The sequence below is a fragment of the Meiothermus cerbereus genome, from assembly GCF_051297115.1.
In the GTDB taxonomy this organism is placed as follows: domain Bacteria; phylum Deinococcota; class Deinococci; order Deinococcales; family Thermaceae; genus Meiothermus; species Meiothermus cerbereus_A.
In genome coordinates this window covers 1-18,493 of the sequence record NZ_JBEVAL010000050.1, presented here as the reverse complement: position 1 = coordinate 18,493, position 18,493 = coordinate 1, and the positions used below count along the sequence as shown (strand labels likewise).

The 18,493-nt window shown below is 63.0% G+C and carries 19 protein-coding genes; 5 read left to right on the top strand and 14 right to left on the bottom strand.

The annotated features are described in order from the left end of the window. Window positions 1–199 precede the first annotated feature (199 nt). The 3 genes from ABWU19_RS10545 to ABWU19_RS10535 are packed head-to-tail and all read right to left on the bottom strand — an operon-like array spanning window position 200 to window position 1,643. Complete coding sequence (locus ABWU19_RS10545; protein ID WP_435901648.1) at window positions 200–616, bottom strand: DUF6636 domain-containing protein; 417 nt, start codon at window positions 614–616, stop codon at window positions 200–202. A gap of 2 nt (window positions 617–618) precedes the next feature. Further along, window positions 619–1,059, bottom strand: coding sequence for a hypothetical protein (locus ABWU19_RS10540; protein WP_435901647.1), 441 nt, complete (start codon window positions 1,057–1,059; stop codon window positions 619–621). A gap of 2 nt (window positions 1,060–1,061) precedes the next feature. Beyond that, window positions 1,062–1,643: a peptidoglycan-binding domain-containing protein gene (locus tag ABWU19_RS10535; protein WP_435901646.1), complete on the bottom strand. Its 582-nt coding sequence runs from the start codon at window positions 1,641–1,643 to the stop codon at window positions 1,062–1,064. A 127-nt stretch (window positions 1,644–1,770) separates the two neighbouring features. Here ABWU19_RS10535 and ABWU19_RS10530 point away from each other — a divergent pair, with 127 nt between their 5' ends. Beyond that, window positions 1,771–3,456, top strand: coding sequence for a peptidoglycan DD-metalloendopeptidase family protein (locus tag ABWU19_RS10530; protein WP_435901645.1), 1,686 nt, complete (start codon window positions 1,771–1,773; stop codon window positions 3,454–3,456). Here the strand turns inward: ABWU19_RS10530 and ABWU19_RS10525 are convergent. Then, window positions 3,453–5,384 carry a DNA topoisomerase subunit B gene (locus ABWU19_RS10525; RefSeq protein ID WP_435901644.1) on the bottom strand — a complete coding sequence of 644 codons (1,932 nt, stop codon included), beginning with the start codon at window positions 5,382–5,384 and terminating at the stop codon, window positions 3,453–3,455. The two genes, ABWU19_RS10530 and ABWU19_RS10525, sit on opposite strands and share 4 nt — an antisense overlap. A 252-nt stretch (window positions 5,385–5,636) precedes the next feature. Next, on the bottom strand, window positions 5,637–6,554 hold the full coding sequence (locus ABWU19_RS10520) for a hypothetical protein (RefSeq protein ID WP_435901643.1): 918 nt from the start codon (window positions 6,552–6,554) through the stop codon (window positions 5,637–5,639). Window positions 6,555–6,831: 277 nt separating this feature from the next. Between ABWU19_RS10520 and ABWU19_RS10515 the strand changes: the two genes are divergently transcribed. Continuing rightward, entirely contained in the window at window positions 6,832–7,251 is a 420-nt protein-coding gene (locus ABWU19_RS10515) for a hypothetical protein (RefSeq protein WP_435901642.1), read from the top strand. On the opposite strand, the gene ABWU19_RS10510 is transcribed toward ABWU19_RS10515, so the two are convergent. From ABWU19_RS10510 to trpE, 8 genes are read right to left on the bottom strand one after another with little or no spacing between them, the layout of a single operon-like run. Continuing rightward, window positions 7,241–8,395 (bottom strand): lipid-A-disaccharide synthase-related protein, encoded by a 1,155-nt coding sequence (locus ABWU19_RS10510; protein WP_435901641.1) that lies wholly within the window; start codon window positions 8,393–8,395, stop codon window positions 7,241–7,243. The two genes, ABWU19_RS10515 and ABWU19_RS10510, sit on opposite strands and share 11 nt — an antisense overlap. Further along, the gene (trpD, locus tag ABWU19_RS10505; protein WP_435901640.1) at window positions 8,392–9,465 is read right to left on the bottom strand and encodes an anthranilate phosphoribosyltransferase; all 1,074 of its coding nucleotides are present in this window, start codon (window positions 9,463–9,465) and stop codon (window positions 8,392–8,394) included. Before trpD ends, ABWU19_RS10510 begins: the two co-directional genes overlap by 4 nt. Before the next feature lie 36 nt (window positions 9,466–9,501). Continuing rightward, complete coding sequence (locus ABWU19_RS10500) at window positions 9,502–10,353, bottom strand: glycosyltransferase family 2 protein (RefSeq protein WP_435901639.1); 852 nt, start codon at window positions 10,351–10,353, stop codon at window positions 9,502–9,504. Continuing rightward, on the bottom strand, window positions 10,350–11,234 hold the full coding sequence (locus ABWU19_RS10495; protein ID WP_435901638.1) for a glycosyltransferase family 2 protein: 885 nt from the start codon (window positions 11,232–11,234) through the stop codon (window positions 10,350–10,352). The genes ABWU19_RS10500 and ABWU19_RS10495 overlap by 4 nt, the downstream gene beginning before the upstream one ends. Beyond that, window positions 11,210–12,025 (bottom strand): glycosyltransferase family 2 protein, encoded by an 816-nt coding sequence (locus tag ABWU19_RS10490; RefSeq protein ID WP_435901637.1) that lies wholly within the window; start codon window positions 12,023–12,025, stop codon window positions 11,210–11,212. The genes ABWU19_RS10495 and ABWU19_RS10490 overlap by 25 nt, the downstream gene beginning before the upstream one ends. A 39-nt stretch (window positions 12,026–12,064) precedes the next feature. Further along, complete coding sequence (locus tag ABWU19_RS10485; protein WP_435901649.1) at window positions 12,065–12,625, bottom strand: anthranilate synthase component II; 561 nt, start codon at window positions 12,623–12,625, stop codon at window positions 12,065–12,067. Between the two features lie 11 nt (window positions 12,626–12,636). Next, window positions 12,637–12,906, bottom strand: coding sequence for a chorismate mutase (locus tag ABWU19_RS10480; RefSeq protein WP_435901636.1), 270 nt, complete (start codon window positions 12,904–12,906; stop codon window positions 12,637–12,639). After that, window positions 12,903–14,318: an anthranilate synthase component I gene (gene trpE / locus ABWU19_RS10475; protein WP_435901635.1), complete on the bottom strand. Its 1,416-nt coding sequence runs from the start codon at window positions 14,316–14,318 to the stop codon at window positions 12,903–12,905. Before trpE ends, ABWU19_RS10480 begins: the two co-directional genes overlap by 4 nt. A gap of 186 nt (window positions 14,319–14,504) precedes the next feature. Between trpE and ABWU19_RS10470 the strand changes: the two genes are divergently transcribed. The 3 genes from ABWU19_RS10470 (at window position 14,505) to ABWU19_RS10460 (ending at window position 17,105) form a co-directional block, all read left to right on the top strand. Next, window positions 14,505–15,275 (top strand): HAD family hydrolase, encoded by a 771-nt coding sequence (locus ABWU19_RS10470; protein ID WP_435901634.1) that lies wholly within the window; start codon window positions 14,505–14,507, stop codon window positions 15,273–15,275. A 60-nt stretch (window positions 15,276–15,335) separates the two neighbouring features. Then, window positions 15,336–16,406 carry an NAD(P)H-dependent flavin oxidoreductase gene (locus ABWU19_RS10465; RefSeq protein WP_435901633.1) on the top strand — a complete coding sequence of 357 codons (1,071 nt, stop codon included), beginning with the start codon at window positions 15,336–15,338 and terminating at the stop codon, window positions 16,404–16,406. Between the two features lie 186 nt (window positions 16,407–16,592). After that, window positions 16,593–17,105 carry a DUF192 domain-containing protein gene (locus ABWU19_RS10460; protein ID WP_435901632.1) on the top strand — a complete coding sequence of 171 codons (513 nt, stop codon included), beginning with the start codon at window positions 16,593–16,595 and terminating at the stop codon, window positions 17,103–17,105. Between the two features lie 17 nt (window positions 17,106–17,122). Here ABWU19_RS10460 and ABWU19_RS10455 read toward each other — a convergent pair whose 3' ends face one another. Then, entirely contained in the window at window positions 17,123–18,418 is a 1,296-nt protein-coding gene (locus ABWU19_RS10455) for a cytochrome P450 (protein WP_435901631.1), read from the bottom strand. Window positions 18,419–18,493 lie beyond the last annotated feature (75 nt).

The following is an 18,493-nucleotide window of genomic DNA, read 5'->3' as shown; positions in this document are numbered from 1 at the left end:
TCCCTCCGTGTCCCTGTCCATGTTTTTCAACTTTTGTCGTGTACTTAGGTTTTATTCAGCCAAAACTTCCCATTTCTTGAACGCAGTGCAAGCGGTCATCTGGATTCACCACCAAGCCTGTGGTATTTAAAAAGTTGCAGACGCATATCAGCTGGCTCGAGCCATGCTTACAAATGTCCATGCTTGCCGCTGTGGTGCTTCAAAAAAGTTTCTGGGCGGCTCGAGCCAGCTCAAAACCCCGCTTATCCCGGTTGGTGCAGCGCAGGCGGGCCGGGGTTACTTCGCAGCGGAAACCGCCCTCGCTCCAGACTTTGCCATAGGCCAGCACGGGCAAGCGGGGGTCGGCCACAGTATCGCCTACACAAAGCCGCTGGGCTTTACCCCGTTCGCCCAGGCCAAAGGCGTTGCCCCAGTCGAGTTGGCAGTCTTTGGGTTTGGCCGGAAGGCGGGCCTGGTTTTTGAGCAGGTCGCAGCGCAGCACCGCCTCCTGGGTGAGCCGGTCGGCATAGGCAAAGCAGTGAATGTTGCCCGAAGGGGTTTTGAAGCCCCCCAGCTCGAAGTAGCCCTGGGACAGGCTGGTAGAGAACAAAATAGCCAGAGCAAGCCATCTTTTCACGTTTATCTCCTGATGCGAAAGGAGTCCAGCATGGGTTTGATCAGGGGGTCGTAGGTGGCTTTTTGCGAAAGGGGGTACTCGAGGTACAGGGTATAGAACACCCCGTTCTCGAGCCTTTTGTATTCGTAGATTACCGTGTCGCCGTCCAGGCCCGATACCACATAGAAGTTAGGTCTGAGGGTTTTATATTTCACCAGCATCTTTTTCTGGGCCAGCTTGTACAAATCGGGCAGCGTAAAAACGTTCACATCCAGCGCCCCCGAGACCACCAGACGGGCCGCACCCCGGCGGAACTCCTGCCCGTCGCCGTTTTCGGGCGGCGGCTGGGGAACCATAAAAGCGGGTCTCTGCACACAAAAGCCAAAGCGGGCATTGCAGTAGGACAGCCATTGGGGGGCCCCTACGGCCAGCCCGGTGAACAACAGTACCAGCAGCCAGCGCATGCCTACCTTTTTTCAGGGGCAAAGTCGCTGAAAAGATTGGCCCAGGTTACGCCATCCACCACCCCATCGGTGCGTACCCTGACTCCGCTTGCGCTGGAGAGCCGGCGCTGAAAGGCCACCACCGCGGCCTGGGTCTTGGGGCCAAAAATTCCGTCAGCCGCTCCAACCTCGCGGTAGCCGAGCTCGAGCAAGCGCCGTTGCAGGCTCCGCACTGAAGTACCTTGCAGGCGGGGGTTTTGCAGTTGTAAAGGGCGCGAGAACAGGGGGACTTTGATGCTTCCGCTGTAGAACATGGCTACCCAGGTGTTGGGCCCCACCGTGCCCTTGGGGTCGCCCTGCACCCCTTCGATCTCCTGGAAGTTGATGACCGCCTGCCAGGTGCGGGGGCCGTAGATGCGGTCGAGTTCGCCCACTTCGGGATAGCCAGCACTGAGCAGGAAGCTCTGCACGCTGTAGACGTCTTCGCCGTGCAGGCGGGTGCGCTCGAGGCTGATGGGGCGGCTGTAGAAGCTAGCCTGGGCGTGGGCCTGTATGCCCAGCAAAAGGCAGAGGGCGACAAAAAGCGGGGTGAGGTAGCTTCGCACGGGTGTTCCTCCTATCTGAGGCTAGCAAGCCAGAACGTAGACCCCGGGTTATTTGCCCTGGCTCTGGCGTAAGGTTTATTGCCCCCTCCCCACATTCGCCAAAGAGCAACCCAGGGATAATCGGGCTATGCGGTGGGCAGTCTTGGGGGTGTTGGCTTCAGGCATTGCCCTGGCCCACTACGCTGCTCCCCTCCCCGACGGGCAGATCGCCAGGCCGGCGCAGCAGTTTGGCCTGCCGCTGCAAGGCCCGCCCGGCCCCGACACCTGGCTTTTGGGTCAGCTTTACGGCAACACCACCGGGGCCTACCGCCAGCGGAACAGCGGCTACCGGGCCGGACAGGGGATTCACTTTGGCCTGGACTTTTCGGCCCGCTGTGGTACGCCGGTGGTGGCCATTGGGGATGGGGTGGTGGTAGAGGTGGACGGGCCGCACGGGTCTCCACCCCACAACCTGGTCATTGACCACGGCAACGGGCTGGCCAGCCTGTACGGCCACCTGCTCGAGCGCCCCCCTTTGCGGGTGGGGGCCAGGGTGCGGCGCGGACAGGTGGTGGGCAAGGTGGGCGATTCGCAGCTAAGCTGCACCGCCGCCCCACACCTGCACCTGGAAATCCGCGACAGCTCCCACCAGCGCTTTTTTAACCCCATTCCCTACATCGCCGCCGACTGGCCGACCTTGAGCCTGGTGGGGGGGTTCTCGAGGGGCTTCCAGCGCGACCTGGACAACCCCCGCCGCTGGCAGCACCCCCACCAGCAGCCACAAGCCCGCCGGGGCGGCCCCCTGCTCAACGAGTACAAGCGCCCCTGGCCATCGGCGCAGATAACCCCCACCCCACCCAGGCTGCTTTCCAGCGGTTTTGTCGGTCTGCCTGGCCTGGCCCGGCTTTCCACTGTGCAGCCAGCCCGCAACCGCTCCCCCACACCCCGCCGCCTCACCTCCGGCGGCTGCTGCGTGAACCCCATCTGGGGTCCCGACTCCGCTACGGTGCTTTTTATCGATAAGCCCGAGCCAAGCGCCCCTGCCGCCCTCTATGGGGTCTCCATCGGGCAGCCCGAAAGCCCCAAGCCCCTGCTTCCCATCGCTTTCTACAACCCCAGTTTTACTTACGCCCTGCTGCCCGGAGCGCCCAGCCTGGTGGAGCGCTTGTCGGATGGGCAGCGCTTTTATATCCACACCCAGGGCGGCAACGTGGCCTGGTCGCCCAGCAGCCGGCAGCTGGCCTGGAACACCACCGAGCCAGTCGGCAACTTCGACCGGCGTCGCTCCGAGGTCTGGGTGGCTCCGCTGGGGAAAGCGCCTGTGCGCGTGGCAACCCTCTACGGCGGGGGCCTGACCGGCTGGCTGGACGAGAATACCCTTTTGCTCACCGGCAAACGCGCCCCAGAGGATGCCCTGCGCAACCTCGAGACCCTGCACCTCAAGATGGGCGAACGCCGTGTCCTTGCCAGTGCGTCTGCCATGCGCAGCGTCCTGCCCAGCCCCGATGGGCGCTGGGTGGCCTACTATGTGGCCTTCGACCGCCCGGAGCGCAACGGCCTGTTTGTGGTCTCTCGCGGGGGCGAAGGCCAGCGCCTGGACTGGTTCGGCTCCTACCGCTGGCGCGATGCCCGGCGCCTGGTATACATACCACTGCTGCTGGGCCAGCCCACCCACCGCCTCTTCGAGTACGACCTGCAAAGCCGCACCTCCCGCCTGCTGGCCGACCTGGGCACCCAGGTCTCGCACGACCAGTGGCAGGTATCGCCCGACGGGGAGCGCGTGGTGTTTCTGAGTAGCCGCGACCGCAACCTGTGGGTGTTGGAGTTGCCCTAGATTTCGATCTTCGCGTAGCGGGCATTCTCTTCGATGAACTCGCGGCGGGGTTGCACGTCCGAGCCCATCAGGTCGTCGAAAATCTGGGCCGCGTAGGAAGCATCGTGCATCTCTACTTTTTTCAAGACCCGCTTGGCGGGGTCCATGGTGGTCTCCCAGAGCTGCTCGGCGTTCATCTCACCCAGGCCCTTGAAGCGCTGGATCTCGTAGGGCTTGTCGCCAATATTGGCCAGGGCTTTCTTCAGGGCCTCATCATCAAAGATGTACTCCATATGCTTGCTCTTACCCACCCGCAGGCCATACAGGGGCGGCTGGGCCACATACAGATAGCCCTGCTCGATGATGGGGCGCATGTAGCGGTAGAAGAAGGTCAGCAGCAGGGTACGGATGTGTGAACCGTCCACATCGGCATCGGTCATGATGATGATCTTGTGGTAGCGCAGGTCTTCGATGTTGAAGTGGGCTTCCTCGTTGTCCTTGCCGCCAATGCCCGCGCCCAGGGCCGCCACCATGGCCCGCACCTCGGCGTTTTTGAGGGCCTTGTTCAAGCCGGCCTTCTCTACGTTCAAAATTTTGCCGCGCAAAGGCAGAATGGCCTGAAAACGGCGGTCGCGCCCGCTCTTGGCGCTGCCGCCCGCCGAGTCGCCCTCCACAATAAACAGCTCGGCTTCGGCGGGGTCTTCCGACTGGCAGTCGGCCAGCTTGCCGGGCAGGTCGTCGGACTCGAGGGGGTTGGCCCGGCGCACCAGCTCGCGGGCCTTGCGGGCCGCCTCACGGGCCTGGGCCGCCCGCTGGGCTTTTTCGTAGATGGTTTTGGCGATGCGGGGGTTTTCCTCGAGGTACTCGGAAAACTTTTCGTACACCACCTTGCTGACCGCCGTACCGGCCTCGGGGTTCAGGAGCTTGCCCTTGGTCTGGCCTTCGAACTGCGGCTGGGGAATCTTGACCGAGATCACGCAGGAAAGGCCTTCCAGCAGGTCGTCGCCGGTGGGTTCTAAGTCTTTGACCAGGCCCGCTTTTTTGGCATAGGCGTTGATGGCCCGGGTGTAGGCGGTCTTGAAGCCCGAAACATGGGTACCCCCATCCACAGTGGGAATCATGTTGGCAAAGCTCACCAGGTATACGCTGTAGCCCTTGGTATGGATCAGGCCAACCTCCACCCCCACCGAATCCACCTGGCCCTGCAGGAGCACCGGCTTGTCGTAGAGCAGTTCCTCGCCGTCGGCGCGAAACCTGGCAAAAGAGGCCACCCCCCCTTTATCGAAGAAGACCTCCTCCTTTTGGTGAATCTCATCCTTAAAAACCAGCTTAAGACCGGCCACCAAAAAAGAGACTTCGCGCAAGCGCACCCGCAAGCGGCTGGATTCGAACCTCTGATCCGGGCCAAAAATCTCTGGGTCGGGCATGAAGGTGACGCGGGTGCCGCGTTTTCCCTTGGGGGCCTCACCCACCTGCTGCAAGGGCTTGGTAACCTCCCCCCGGCTGAATTCAATCAGGTAATGCTTGCCTTCACGGAAGACCTCCACCCGGGTATACACCGATAGGGCGTTCACCACGCTGGCCCCCACCCCGTGCAACCCCCCCGAAACCTTGTAAGCGCCCTCCTCGAACTTACCCCCAGCGTGCAGTACGGTATAAATCACCTCTACTGCAGGCTTTTGCTCTTCCGACATGATGTCTACCGGAATACCACGCCCGTTGTCCTCCACCGTAATGGAGCCATCGGGGTGGAGGGTGGTAACGATCTCGGTGGCGAAACCAGCCAGGGCTTCGTCTACCGCGTTGTCGAGGATTTCTTTGAACAGGTGGTGGTACCCATCGGCCTGGGTGCCACCAATGTACATGGCCGGGCGGTGGCGAACCCCCTCCAGGCCTTTCAGAACCTTAATTGCAGATGCGTCGTAGCTGGCAGTGACTTCAGTGCTCACTTGAACAGTATAACATATTTCGTTATTTACGTAATAAAAAGGTCGAATCTATAAGTTGCCGAATAGTGCGCCCTGCACAGGCAAAAGGCGGGGCTATTGGCGGGCCTCGAGCTGCAATAAATGCCCTCGTGTAAGGCTTAAGGGTCCTTTTTGTGCGTTCTGGACTAAGTTTTATATTTTGACCGCAAGGCCTAGGGTTGATTCTAATTCCGATAAAGGCGAAATGGGGCCTTCGGCCTGAAGGGGCTGGGGTCAGCGCTTGACCGAGCCCACCGCGCTGATGGCGTGTTCGCTCGAGCCCACGCTCAGGCGCAGGCGCTTGCCCAGCTCACGCCACCAGATGTAGGCAGGGCTATCCAGGCGTTTGATGTGATCGAGGTCGGCTTCCTTGCGCCAGCTTTTCAGGCGCAATAAAAACAGGTTCAAAAACAGGTCACGGTACTCGGCGCTGGTACGCTCCATGTGGAAATGAAAACGTACCCCACGGTGTTGCGAAAAAGAAATGATGATGGGCACACCCTCGGGGCCTTCTACCGGAATTTCCACGCTGCTGTCGGAGAAGGTCGAGGCGGTAAACTCGTATTCTTCTTGAATCATGCCCAGCTCGAGCAAAATCAGGGCAAAAGCCCGCATCTCCAGGCCGTTAATCTCGCGGTAGATTCGGTCGAAGAGGTCATAGGTAGGGCTGTAGTGAAACTGCTCCCCCGGCTCCTGGGCCCACCACATCGCGTACTGGCCTTTAGGTGCGCTCAAGGAGGCCTGGATAAAAAGCCGGTCGCGGTAGGTAACTGGCTCGATGGTTTCGGGATAAATAGCCAGCAGATCATCGGTGCTGTAGTAGATGGGCCGGATGCGCCCCCAGCGCTGGGCCAGTTCGTAAACCGCCACATAATGGGCAGCGGCTTTTTCGTCTGCTACGGGATAAAAAAACAGGTCGTACTCGCCATCATCGGCCCGCACCCGCAAAGGAATCTCCAGCACCCCCTCGCGGGTCAGGCGCAGCACATCGGCCTCCAGCACCTGGATGCCCGATTTACGGAATAGGGTCTCTACCGTAGTGGCGAATATCAGGCGATTGGCCGCCTTAACTTCAGGCGCGCTGCTGTTAATGAGGCCCTCGAGGCGAACCCTGGGCCAATGGGCCGGTGCATTGGTAAAAAGTTCATGCATAGCAATTCCCCAAAAGATGCCCCTATCCAAAACAAAGCTTAGCCTCACCTGGACAAAAACCCCGTGATATTTGAAAAGCCCGGGCGTTATGTGAAGCCCACCCGAAGTTTTCAGTTTCGTGCGGGGTCAAAACCTGCTGGTTACAAAAGCCGCTTCTGCTGATGCAACGGGCAGCAGGCCAACGCCAAAGCGCTGAACCAAAAGAGGCCCCGCTGATGCAGATGCCCTTGCGGCTTAACATCCATACCCATCGGTTCTTCGGTAAATTCTGCCTGGCATGGATATTCCGCTTCCGGTTTACATCATTGGCTTGCGCGGCTTGCTGAACCTTATCGCGCTTTTGTTGATGGGGGTTTCGTTGCTGTGGAACCTGCCTTTGCTGGTGCGAGAACCCAGCGCCCCACAGCTGCGCTTCTTCAAGTTCACCGCCGGCTTCGCGGTGGCGGCGGTGGTGGTAGAGCTGCTGGTGCGCACGCTGTTCATGGGCGGCGTGAGCTGGCTGCACGCGGTGTATGGTCTGCTGGCTGCCAGCATTTTGTGGTTCGTGAGCGGCCTGGGGCCAGGGGGCTGGTTTCGCCAAAGCCTGGAAAAAGTGCCCGAGCAGGTGGGGCCTTATTTTTTCTGGGCCAGCCTGGTGGGCCTCTTATTGTGGTGGCGCTTTATCGAGACGGGAATTGCCCGTGGCCCTACCCCCTAGCCTGCAAGGCCCGGTGGATGGCCTGGGCAATCCGGCGGGCCGCCCCTGGCGTGCCCATGGCCGCCTGCCCATCGGCCCTGGCCCGCTCGAGGCGCTCGGGCGAAGCCAAAAACTGCCGCACCCCCTGGGCAATGGCCTGGGGGTGGGCTTCGACCAGCAGCAGCGCCTCACCCAGCAAGCGCCGCTGCCGCTCGGCAAAAGGCCGGGTGTACTGCGGCCCCGAGGTAGGAAATCCCACCAGCGGCACCCCGTAGCCCGCGGCCTGCTCGGCGGCGGTTCCGCTGGTCGAGATGGCGATGCTGGCCCCCAGCAGGGCCCCTTTGAAGGCCTGCTGGCTCAGGTGTACCACCGTCCCGTCCGGGTGGCGCAGGCGATGGGTAACACCCTGGTGCTTTAGGGTGGCCTCGAGCTGCCAACCGGGCACTACCAAAGGCTCCAGGGGCAGTCCTGCCCAGGCCACCACCGGGGTCAGGGTCAGGTCAGCTAGCTGCCGGGTGGCCTCGAGCATCTTAGGCAGGCTCTCGTAGGCATCGCGGCGCGAGCCCGGCAGCAGCAACAGGTACGGGGGGGGCAGCTCGAGCGGCCCACCTTCCAGCGCATCCAGCATGGGGTTGCCCAGATAGGTGGCATGGGGAACCCCATGGGCCTTTAGCCAGTCGGCCCCCTCGGCCTCGCGCGGGTACACCCCCAGCGCCCGGCGCATAAGAGAGCGCTCGAGCAGCGAGTAGGGCCGCCGGAACCCGGTGCGCTGCCAGGCCCGCACCGAGGCCAAGCACTGCACCTGAAAAAGAGGCCGACAGCCAAACACGCTGCCCACCAGAAGCCCATAAATGTCCCCCACCACCAGGGTCGCCCAGGCCGTCCGGGCCGCCTGCCGCACGGCCCGGTAATGCCCCAGGCTCATGGAGATCCAGCCCGCTTTCAGGTCGTCCCAAAAGACCCAGGGGCGGTCCAGCACAAACCCGCCCGAGGGCATCTCCTGGCAGGGTCCCAGCGGCTTTAAGCCCAGGCGCAGGTAGGCCCGCCCCCTGCCCACCAGCGGTACGGGGGCCACCTGGTAGCCCAGTGCCATCAGCTCTTCCGCCAGCACGGCCCCCATCATGTCCTCGCCGTGGCCGTTGGATATCAGCACAATCTGCTTCATGCTTGGGTAAGCCGAACCAGGCGCTCCAGCACCTCCAGCCCTGCCCCTTCATCCAGCAGTTGCTGGGCCAGCCGAACCCCCTCGGCCACGCTTTCTACCCGGCCTGCCAGGTAAAATGCCGCCCCGGCATTCAAAGCCACCGCATCGCGCTTGGGCCCTCGCTGCTGGCCGCCCAGAATGGCCCGTGCTTCAAGCGCGTTCTCGGCTGCACTTCCGCCACCAATCGCCTGGTAGGGGGCAGGCTGCAACCCCACCTCTTCAGGTCGGAAGGGGTAGGTGTGGATCTGGCCGTTCTTCAGCTCGGCCACCACATTTTCGCCCAGGGCCAGCTCGTCGATGGCCTCTAGGTGAACAGCGGCGTCAGCCGTCTGTCCCGATAGGCGAGCGTCCACAAGGCCCTCCGCCCGCACCATCCGGCCATGCACCACCAGCGCCCGGCTGCTGCCCAGGTCGCGCAAGACCCGGGCGAAAGGCTCCACCAGGGCCGGGCTGCTTACCCCCACCAGGTTCAGGCTGGCAAAGGCCGGGTTGGTCAGGGGCCCCAGCAGGTTGAACACCGTACGCACCCCCAGCTCGGCCCGCACCGGAGCCACAAAACGCATGGCCGGATGGTGGCTGCGGGCAAACAAAAAACCCAGGCCCACCGTCTCGATGGCCTCGGCCACTTTGGCCGGGGGAATATCAATGCGGATGCCCAGGGCCTCAATCAAATCGAACGAGCCGGACTTGGAGGAGGCCGCCCGGTTGCCGTGCTTGGCTACCGCCACCCCGCCCGCGGCCACCACAAAGCAGGTGGTGGTGGAGATATTAAAAGCCTCGGGGGCCACCCCTCCGGTGCCCACAATGTCCAGCAAGGGCTGGCGGCGGGTTTCCACCCGCACCGCGGCCTCGCGCATTCCGGCTGCGAAGCCGGCAATTTCCTCGGGGGTTTCGCCCCTTGTACGCAGGGCCATCAGCACCCCAGCGGTCTGCGCCGGGGTCAGGTCGCCGGCCATAATCCGCTTCATCAGGGCATGGGCTTCGGCCTGGGATAAGGGCTCGGCCAAAAGTGCTTTTTTCAGTTCGTCCACGTCTCCTCCAGAACTTTCTTTTGCAAAAGTCTAAACCTACAGCGGGAGCTGCCAACCTCTCCGGAGGCCCCGCCAGAGGGCCCCCACCTTGTCCAAACGGCCCCGCAGGCTGTACTCCAGCAGCCAAAAAAGGGCGTACCCGGCCACCGCCAGCCCAGGCCAGGGCGCATGCTTGCGAAACAGCCGCACGTTATAGGCAGCGAAGTTTTCGTCGGCCTGCAGGCTTCCATGCCAGGAGGTGCCGCCTTTGTGCCGCACCCGTGCCTGTGGAGCCACCGCCAGCAGGAACCCTGCTTTGCGCAGGCGCAGGCCGTAGTCGCAGTCCTCGCCGTACATAAAAAACCCCTCATCCAGCAGGCCCACCTGCTCCAGCGCCCTCCGGCGCACCAGCAGGCTGGCCCCGCTGATGTAGGAGAGCCGCGCCGCTTGGCGGGGATGGGTCAGCAGACGAATCAAACCCCAGGACAGCACCACCTCGCCCCCACCCCAGGCCTGCACCTGCTGGGGGTTGTCCATTTCCAATATCACCGAGCCCACCGCACCGATGCGGGGGTCTTGCTCGGCCAGGCCCACCATGGCCGAGAGAGCTTCTGGCTCGGGGATGGTATCGGGGTTCAACAGCCAGACGTAGTCGGCCCCTTCGGCCAGGGCCTGGCGGATCCCCACGTTGTTGCCGCCCGCGAAGCCCAGGTTGCGCTTTAGCTCGACGATCTCTAACCCTGGATAGGCCGCCCGCAGCTGGGCCACGGCATCGTTGGGGGAGGCATTGTCCAGTACCCGCAGGCGGTAGCGGGGGTAGTCGAGCTGCTCCAGGGCCTTCAAGCAGGCCAGGGTGTCGGGCCAGGCCTGGTAATTGACGATCAGGACGTACACCAGGGGCTCGCTCATGCGGCTCCTTCCAAAAGGCCTTGGGTATAGGCGGCCTCGAGCAAAAAGCGGTAGATGCCAAAAGCCCCTGCCCCTTGCTCCCAGTCGCGCTGCTTTAGGAGCGACTCGGCCCTGGCCCAGGGGTAGGCCCAGCGCTTGTAGGCCCGCGAAAGGGGGTGTACCCCCGTCCAGAAGGCCACACGCATGCTGGGATGAAGGCGGTAAAACTGCCAGGCCACCCGCCCCATGCTGCGCGCTTTAGCGAGCATGGTGTCCAAATCTACTCTATCTTCATGCGCGGCACGGGCCCCCGCCACCAGGCGCGGCCGTACCCCTTTGCGCCAGAGCCGCCAGCCCAGCTCGTGCTCCTCCCAACCATAGCCCCTAAAAGGCGCAAAGGCCTCGGCCAGCTTTAGCGGCAAAGAAAGGCTGGCGAACCAGAACCCGCCCCAGCCCAAAGGGGCATCATCGGCCTTGCCCCGCACCCCTGCTTCAGCCCGCGCTCGCCAGAAACGGGTAAAGGGTTCGTGCCCCAGGGCCTCGGGAATGTAGGTACGGCTGACCCCGGCGGCCCCTTTATGGCGCTGGTGCAGGCCCAGGTGGGCCCGCAAAAACCCGGCCTCGGGCACCACGTCGTCGTCGTTGAAGAGCAGGTAGCGGCCCTGGGCCTGGGCCAGCCCCGCATTGCGGGCCGCCGCCAGCCCCGCATTGGGTTGACGCAGCACCCGCAGGCGGGGGTCGCGAAACCCGGCCAGCACCTCGAGCGTCGGGTCGCTGGAGCCATCGTCTACCACGATCAGCTCGAGCGAAACCCCCTCCTGGGCCAGAAAGGCCTGCACGGTGCGGGCCAGCAGCTGGGCCCGGTTAAAGGTGGGGATCACGACGCTGAAGGTGGGTTCCATGCTTCCGAAGCTCCCCAGGCATAGGCCAGTTCGTAGTCGCCCCGTGGCCCCCAAAGGCCTTTAAAGGAAGGAAGCAGGGCCAGTTTCAAGGCCACCAGGGCCGGGTGCACCCCCAGGGCCCAGGCGATTCGGGGGTCGTTGTGTTTTTTCCACACCCGAACATGGGCCGCGCCCGCCTGGCGGGCCTTTTCCATGGCCTTGCTGCGGTAATCAAAAGCCTCGTGCAGCGCGCGTGCGTCCCGCACAAACACCAGTCGCGCCCCGGCTCTCATCAGTCGGTACCCGAGGTCGGGGTCCTCACCGCCGTAGCTGCTGAAGCTTGGGTCGTAGCCTCCCACCTCGTCGAACAGGGCTTTGGGCATGGAGGTGTTGTTGCCGGTGATGTTCCACCAGAAAACCCTGGGCCCCTTCAGCTCAGCCGCCCCGGTACCGCGCAGCTCGAGGGGCAGTTCCAGGCGTCCTACAGCCACTGTGCGCGGCTTTTGCTGCGCTTTTTGGTGCGCCTCAATCCAGCCGGGTTGGGGCATCACATCGTCATCGGAAAAGAGTAAGATGTCGCCCCTGGCGATTTCGGCCCCCCGGTTGCGGGCCCCGGCGGCACCCAGGCCCGGCGTTTGGATCAGCTCGAGCGGGTAGGCGGGTTGGTAGGTTTGCAAAAAAGTTACCGTATCGTCGCTGCAACCGTCAGCCACCACGATGACCTCAAACTCACCTTGCTGTGTTTCCAAAGCGCGCAGCTTCTTTTCCAGCAAATCGCGGCGGTTATAGGTGGGAATAATAACCGAAATCATCGCCAGTATTGTATCGAGAACAATGGCAACACCGCTCCGCTACGCCATCGCCAGGAAATTGGCCAGCATCTGCTTGCCCCCCTCGGTCAGCACCGACTCGGGGTGAAACTGCACCCCGTGGGTGGGGTATTTGCGATGCCGCAGGCCCATTACGGTGCGGCCCACCGGCTCATCCACCCAGGCATTGACCAGGAGTTCGTCCGGAAGTTCTTCCACCACCAGCGAATGGTAGCGGGTGGCGGCCAGGGGGCTCACAAGCCCGGCAAATACCCCGCTACCGTCGTGCTCGATGGGGCTGGTTTTCCCGTGCACAATCAGCCTGTGCCGCCGCACCCTGGCGCCAAAGGCCTCCCCGATGCTCTGGTGGCCCAGACAAACCCCCAGAATGGGGTACCTGGGGGCGTAGGCCCGGATCAAGGGCACCGAGAGCCCGGCCTCCTTGGGGGTACAGGGCCCTGGGCTCACCACGATGCCGTCTGGGTCAAAGTCAGATACGTCCTGCAGGCCGAACTGGTCGTTGCGCCAGACCGTGACCAGGGCCCCCAGCTCGCCCAGGTACTGCACCAGGTTATAGGTAAAGGAGTCGTAGTTATCAATCATCAGGATCCGCTTCACAGCCCCACCTCCCGCTTTTCCATAGCCACAAACTCAGCCAGGATGGTGCGGTAAATCCGCTCGGCCATACTGGGCGAGATGCCCTGGTGCTCGGCCATATAGCGCACCTGGTGGATAATTTGCTCCTGGCGATCTCTGGCCTCAATCTGGGCCAGGCTTTGTTTGAGCCGGGCCGCCTCCCGGGCCAGCCGAGCACGCTGGGCCAGCAGCACCACGATGCGCGCATCTATGGCGCTAATCTGCTGGTTAATGGCCTCGAGGCTCACAGTCCCTCCTCGGCCAGGTGTACCGCCTTGAGCATGGCCTGGGCTTTGTTCAAGCATTCCTGGTACTCCGCAGTGGGGTTGGAGTCGTAGACCACCCCTGCCCCGGCCTGGATGTGGATCTGCTCCTTGGCAATCACAATGGTGCGCAGGGTCAGGGCCACGTCCATGTGCCCGTCATAGGCCAGGTAGCCAAAAGCGCCCCCATAGGCCCCCCGGCGGCTGGGCTCGAGCTCCTCAATAATCTCCATGGCCCTGATCTTGGGGGCACCCGAAACCGTGCCCATGGGCAGTACCGCGGCCAGCGCATCGAGTGGGCTTTTGTCCTCGCAGAGCTCACCTTCTACCGTAGAAACAATGTGCATCACGTGGGAGTAGTTTTCCACTGCCATGAGCTCTTTGGGTCGCACGCTGCCGTAGCGGCAGACCCGGCCCAGGTCGTTGCGCGAAAGATCCACCAGCATCACGTGCTCGGCCCGCTCCTTCTCGTCGGCCAGGAGTTCTTCGGCCAGGGCCCTGTCTTCGGCGGCATCCCGACCCCGCCGGCGGGTTCCGGCAATGGGGCGGGTAACCACCGTGCGCCCATCGGAACGCAGCAGGCTTTCGGGGCTGCTGGAAACCAGGGTCACTTCGCCCAGATCCAGAAAACCCATGTAGGGGCTGGGGTTAACCGAGCGCAGGGCACGGTAAATGGCGAAAGGGTGCACCCACAGCGGGGCGGAAAAGCGCAGCGAAGGCACCACCTGGAAAATATCCCCCGCCCGGATATATTCCAGCGCCCGCTCCACCATCTGCTCATACTCGGCCTGGGACACGTTCTGGCTGAAGGTCGTGCGCCGTCCGGCCCGTTCGCCCGGTACACCCGGTAAGGGGCCTTGCAGTTTTTTCTCGGCCCAGGCGATGCGCTCTAGGGCCTGGGCCTTTTCTTCCTCCAGGGCCGGCGCCACAATGTGGAGCTGCTGTTTAAACTGGTCGAACACAATCAGCACCTCCGGCTCGACAAAAAGCAGGTCGGGAATGCCCAGCAGGTCGGGCTTATGGGCCGGCAGCCGCTCGTAGTAGCGGATAAGGTCGTAGGCGGCATATCCCACCGCCCCACCCCAGAAGAGGGGCAGGTCGGGGTCGGGGGCGATGGGACGGTAAACCGACTGGTACAGGGTACGCAGGGGATCCTGGGTGGGCAGCGGTTCACCGTCCAGGGTGAGCACCCCCTCCTTGAGCCGCCAGGTGCGCCGGGCCCCCACCCCCACAAAGCTCCAGCGGGCCCAGGCCTTGCCCCCTTCTACCGATTCCAGCAAAAAGCTGGGGGTGCTTTTCTCGGAAAGCTTCAAGTAGGCCGTGACGGGGGTCTCGAGGTCGGCCAGCAGCGTTTTCTTGATGGGGATGGTGGGCTTGGCGGTGTGTGCAATGGGCATGTCTTCTCCTTTTGGCAATAAAAAGCCCCTGAGGAAAAGCCCCAGGGGTAACGGATCGCTACCGTCCCAGGGCTATCCAGGCCACCACCAACCCTTGACGTGCGCGAACCGTAGCATCTGGTCTTAAGTCTGCGGCATGTAAGGCCAGATTGCAAGACGCTGTCCCCAAAGGATACGCTGGGGTTCATGCGCTGGCTCACCTTCGACCTCGACGGCACCCTGGCCGACTGGCCTTTTCGCCGGCTGATGCGGCCTTATATGCAGGCTTTGCTAGTCCAGCCTGCCATCCGCCAGGCCCTGCGCGAGGAGTACCTGCAGCGCCTGGCCCAGGGCGACCCCACGCGGGTCTACGACTGGGGCGATATTTACCAGGCTGTGCGGGAAAAACTGGGGCTTCCGCAGGTTTTTCCCAACATTGCCCAGGTGCTGGCAGAAGCCGTGCTGGAGCCGGAGGTGCTCTACCCCGAGGTGCCCGCCGGGCTAGCTGCTTTGCGCCAGCAGGGCTACCATATTGCGGTAGCCACCAATGGCCTGGCCAGGTACCAGCAGGTTCTGGTAGATAAGCTCAACATCGCCTACGAGCAGATGCTGGCCCCGGATATCTCACACGCCATTAAGCCCGACCCGGCCTTCTGGAACCCCCTGCGAAGCCAGGCCCCGGAAGCCATTGTGCATGTGGGGGATTTGCTGAGTCAGGACATCTGGGGGGCCAACGCGGCGGGCCTGACGGCGGTGTGGGTCTGGCGCAACATGCCCCCGGAGTGGCGGGCGACCCCGGTGCCAGGGCGCACCCAGCGCCCCGACCTCGGCGCAGTAATTGCAGCCAAGCTGCAAAGCGAGCTGGAAGAGCATGGCCTGGTGGCCTCCATCCGCCCCCAGACCCTTCCCCGGCCCGACCACATCGTGGCCGACCTGAAAGAGCTGGTCGCCCTACTCGCAGCTGCCGCCCCTGGATAGCCCACACGGTGGCAACTCCAGCTCGGTGGTATAGCGGTATGGGAATGGGTACAATCCAGCATGGCTTTTACCCTAACCCGCTATCCCATCATCCAGGCCCCTATGGCGGGCGGAGCCACCACCCCCGAACTGGTGGCCGCCGTCTCGAATGCCGGGGGACTGGGTTCGCTGGCGGGGGTGTTGCTGCCACCCGACCAGCTCGCGGAAGAAATCCGCCGAATTCGTGCCCGCACTGCCAGACCCTTCAATGTCAATTTATTCGTGCTGAAACCGGTTCAAGCCACCCCGGAAGACCTTCGGGCCGCAATGGGGCTTTTAGAACCCATTCGCGCTGAACTTGGCCTGTTCCAGGCCAACGTTCCCAGCAAGTTTAGCCAGGACTTTGCGGCGCAACTCGAAGTCTTGATGGAAGAAAAACCCCCAGTGGTAAGTTTTCATTTCGATGTGCTTTCAGCTCAGGTCGTCGAGCGCCTGCAGCAGGCTGGCTGCAAAGTTATCGGCACCGCCACCAATGTGGCCGAAGCAATTGCCTGGGAACAGGTCGGGGCCGATTATGTCTGCGCCCAGGGGGCCGAGGCCGGCGGCCACCGGGGTACTTTCATCGGCCCTTTTGAGCACGCCATGACCGGAACCCTGGCCCTGCTTCCCCAGGTGGTGGACGCGGTAAAGATACCCGTCATTGCCGCAGGGGGCATCATGGACGGGCGGGGGATTGCAGCTGCACTGTTGCTGGGGGCTGTAGCGGTACAGATGGGTACGGCCTTCCTGACCTGTCCGGAGTCGGGCATTCACCCTTTGTACAAGCAGGCCCTTCTGCAAGCCAAAGGCGACCCCACCGTAGTTACCCGCAGCTTTTCCGGTCGGCCCGCTCGAGGTCTGCGCAACACTTTTATCGAGCGAATGCAGCCCTACGAAGCCCAGGTGCCCCCCTACCCCATCCAAAATGCCCTCACCGCCGAGATTCGCCAGGCTGCGGCCAAAGCGGGCCGCATCGAATACATGTCGCTGTGGGCCGGGCAGGCCGCCAGTCTGTGCCGTAGCCTGCCCGCTGCCGAGCTGATAAAAACACTGGTGGAGGAAACCCAACAGTCTTTGCAGCAAGTGTGGGGGAGCCAGGTATGGCCCGCGTGAATAGCCTCTTCTATGGCCGGGCTGGGCGGCAGCCATCCTGGTAGCCGCGGGCAATCGCTCCGTATCGGGCAGGTCTAGAGGCTCCACCAGCTTGACCGAATGTTTCAGTGGAACTTTGTAGCAGCTCTATTTTGCTTGGTGGGCTGCGTCCTATTCCCCAGCCGCTGCGGCTACTGCAATTGGGGTGTGAGGCAGTACCAAAGCTCCCTGGTGCTGGTGTTGCTGCTGCTCTTCCTGGGTGCGGCCCCCAGTGTTTTGCTGGCCGCTTCGGCAGGGCGCTCGATTGCCTCCAGAACGGTGTTCGGTCAGGAGCGCATCACCCTAAAAACATCCAACACCCCGCCGGTTGTCCTGAGCGTGGAGGTAGTGGATCTGGCCCTACGCCCCGAGGGGGGGCTACGCAGAACCCTACCCGAAAACGGCGGGTTGCTGTGGCTGTATCCACAGGTTACCGACCAGCCCCTGGAGGCCCGCAGCAACGGCGTGCCGGTCTCGGTGGCCCTCTTCGACCGCAACGGGGTGATCCTGCAAATTCTGGAGCTCGAGCCTTGCAACACCCGCTGCCCCAGGCTGTTCCCCAAGGTGGCCTACCGCGGACGCCTGGAGGTCGCTGGGGGCTGGTTTGCCCAGCACGGCATTGGGGTGGGCAGCCAGATCGAGGCGGCCTCCATCCGGGCGCTCAAGGCCTCTGCAGAATAAGAGCGGCTGGCCTGCCGCTACTTTCTCTTGCGTACCCGCATCGGCAGCCCCCCGTGGGGGCAGAGGGTGAAGTTGGGCTCGGGACGGACAGGGGCCGGGCGGGTGAGCTCGAGGTCGAACTTTTGCAGTACGGTGGCCACAATCAGCTTGTACTCGAGGGTGGCAAAGCCCTGCCCGGTGCACACCCTGGGCCCCAGGCTGAAGGGGAAGTAGGCCCCGCGCGGCAGCGACTTCTCGAACTCCGGGGTCCAGCGCTCGGGCCGAAACTCGTCGGGGTGCTCGAAAAAGCGGGGGTCGCGGTGGGTGGCCCACTGGCTCATCACGATCTGGGTCTTGGGCGGGAGGTGCATTCCCCCCAGCTCCAGCGCCTCTACGTTCTCCCGCCCGATAATCCAGACCGGCGGGTACAGCCGCAGGCTTTCCTTAAAGACCTGATCCAGGTAGGGCAGCCGCTGCACATCCTCGAAGCCGGGCAGCTTGCCCAGGCTGTCCACTTCGGCCTGCAAACGGGCCTTGACAGTTGGGTGCTGGTCGAGCAGGTACCAGGTCCAGATCAGGGCGTTGGCGGTGGTCTCGAGGCCCGCGGTAATGACAGTGAGCACCTCGTCCCGCAGTTGCCGGTCGGAGAGCGCTACACCGGGCTGGCTCTGGGCTTCCAGCAGCATCGAGAGCAGGTCGTCGCCCAGGTCGCCGCGGCTACGCCGGTAGGCAATATGCCGGCTTACCATCTCGTTCAAGGCCCGTACCACCCGGATGCCGTCGCGGTTCATGGCGGGGTGCCAGTCGGGCAGGTTAAGCCAGCCATAGACCATCTGGCCTACCACCTTCTGCCCCAGCATGATGGCCCGGTGCATAATCTCGCGGTCTTCGCCGGCCTCCACATCGAACATGCACTTGGCCACCACCCGCAGCGTCAGGGCGTTCATGTCCTCGTCGATGTGCCGAATTTCGCTGTTTTGCCAGTGTGAGAGCATCTCTTGGGTAAAGCGGCTCATCACCTCGGCGTAGCCCTCGAGGCGCTTGTAGTGAAAGGCCGGGCGCATCAGGCAAACCTGCTGCTTCCAGAACTCCCCCTCCGAAAGCAGAATCCCGTTGCCCATGCCCCCGGCAAAAGCGCGGGTCATGTCGGACTTGTGGAACTGCTCGGCCCGCTCGATCAGCACCTCGCGGATCAGGTCGGGGTGGTTGAGCAAGACAATTTCCTTGCCCGAGGCAAAGCGGAAGGTGGTAATGTCGGGGCTGGTGCGCGAGAGGTGAACAAAAAAAGCCAGCGGATCCTGGCGCAGCTCGAGTTCGGTGGGGTCGAGGGTCATAACAACGAGTCTACTGCCCACATTCCGCACCCCCCTTCACTCCAGCAGGTAATATCGCTCCACCCCCAGCAGGCG

What these genes read in the sequence shown, in the direction of transcription:
- ABWU19_RS10485 (WP_435901649.1), bottom strand. Translation starts at nt 12,625, where the DNA reads ATGATTGATAACTACGACTCCTTTACCTATAACCTGGTGCAGTACCTG.
- ABWU19_RS10540 (WP_435901647.1), bottom strand. Translation starts at nt 1,059, where the DNA reads ATGCGCTGGCTGCTGGTACTGTTGTTCACCGGGCTGGCCGTAGGGGCC.
- ABWU19_RS10470 (WP_435901634.1), top strand. Translation starts at nt 14,505, where the DNA reads ATGCGCTGGCTCACCTTCGACCTCGACGGCACCCTGGCCGACTGGCCT.
- ABWU19_RS10520 (WP_435901643.1), bottom strand. Translation starts at nt 6,554, where the DNA reads ATGCATGAACTTTTTACCAATGCACCGGCCCATTGGCCCAGGGTTCGC.
- ABWU19_RS10530 (WP_435901645.1), top strand. Translation starts at nt 1,771, where the DNA reads ATGCGGTGGGCAGTCTTGGGGGTGTTGGCTTCAGGCATTGCCCTGGCC.
- ABWU19_RS10515 (WP_435901642.1), top strand. Translation starts at nt 6,832, where the DNA reads ATGGATATTCCGCTTCCGGTTTACATCATTGGCTTGCGCGGCTTGCTG.
- ABWU19_RS10510 (WP_435901641.1), bottom strand. Translation starts at nt 8,395, where the DNA reads ATGAAGCAGATTGTGCTGATATCCAACGGCCACGGCGAGGACATGATG.
- ABWU19_RS10495 (WP_435901638.1), bottom strand. Translation starts at nt 11,234, where the DNA reads ATGGAACCCACCTTCAGCGTCGTGATCCCCACCTTTAACCGGGCCCAG.
- ABWU19_RS10500 (WP_435901639.1), bottom strand. Translation starts at nt 10,353, where the DNA reads ATGAGCGAGCCCCTGGTGTACGTCCTGATCGTCAATTACCAGGCCTGG.
- ABWU19_RS10490 (WP_435901637.1), bottom strand. Translation starts at nt 12,025, where the DNA reads ATGATTTCGGTTATTATTCCCACCTATAACCGCCGCGATTTGCTGGAA.
- ABWU19_RS10465 (WP_435901633.1), top strand. Translation starts at nt 15,336, where the DNA reads ATGGCTTTTACCCTAACCCGCTATCCCATCATCCAGGCCCCTATGGCG.
- ABWU19_RS10455 (WP_435901631.1), bottom strand. Translation starts at nt 18,418, where the DNA reads ATGACCCTCGACCCCACCGAACTCGAGCTGCGCCAGGATCCGCTGGCT.
- trpE (WP_435901635.1), bottom strand. Translation starts at nt 14,318, where the DNA reads ATGCCCATTGCACACACCGCCAAGCCCACCATCCCCATCAAGAAAACG.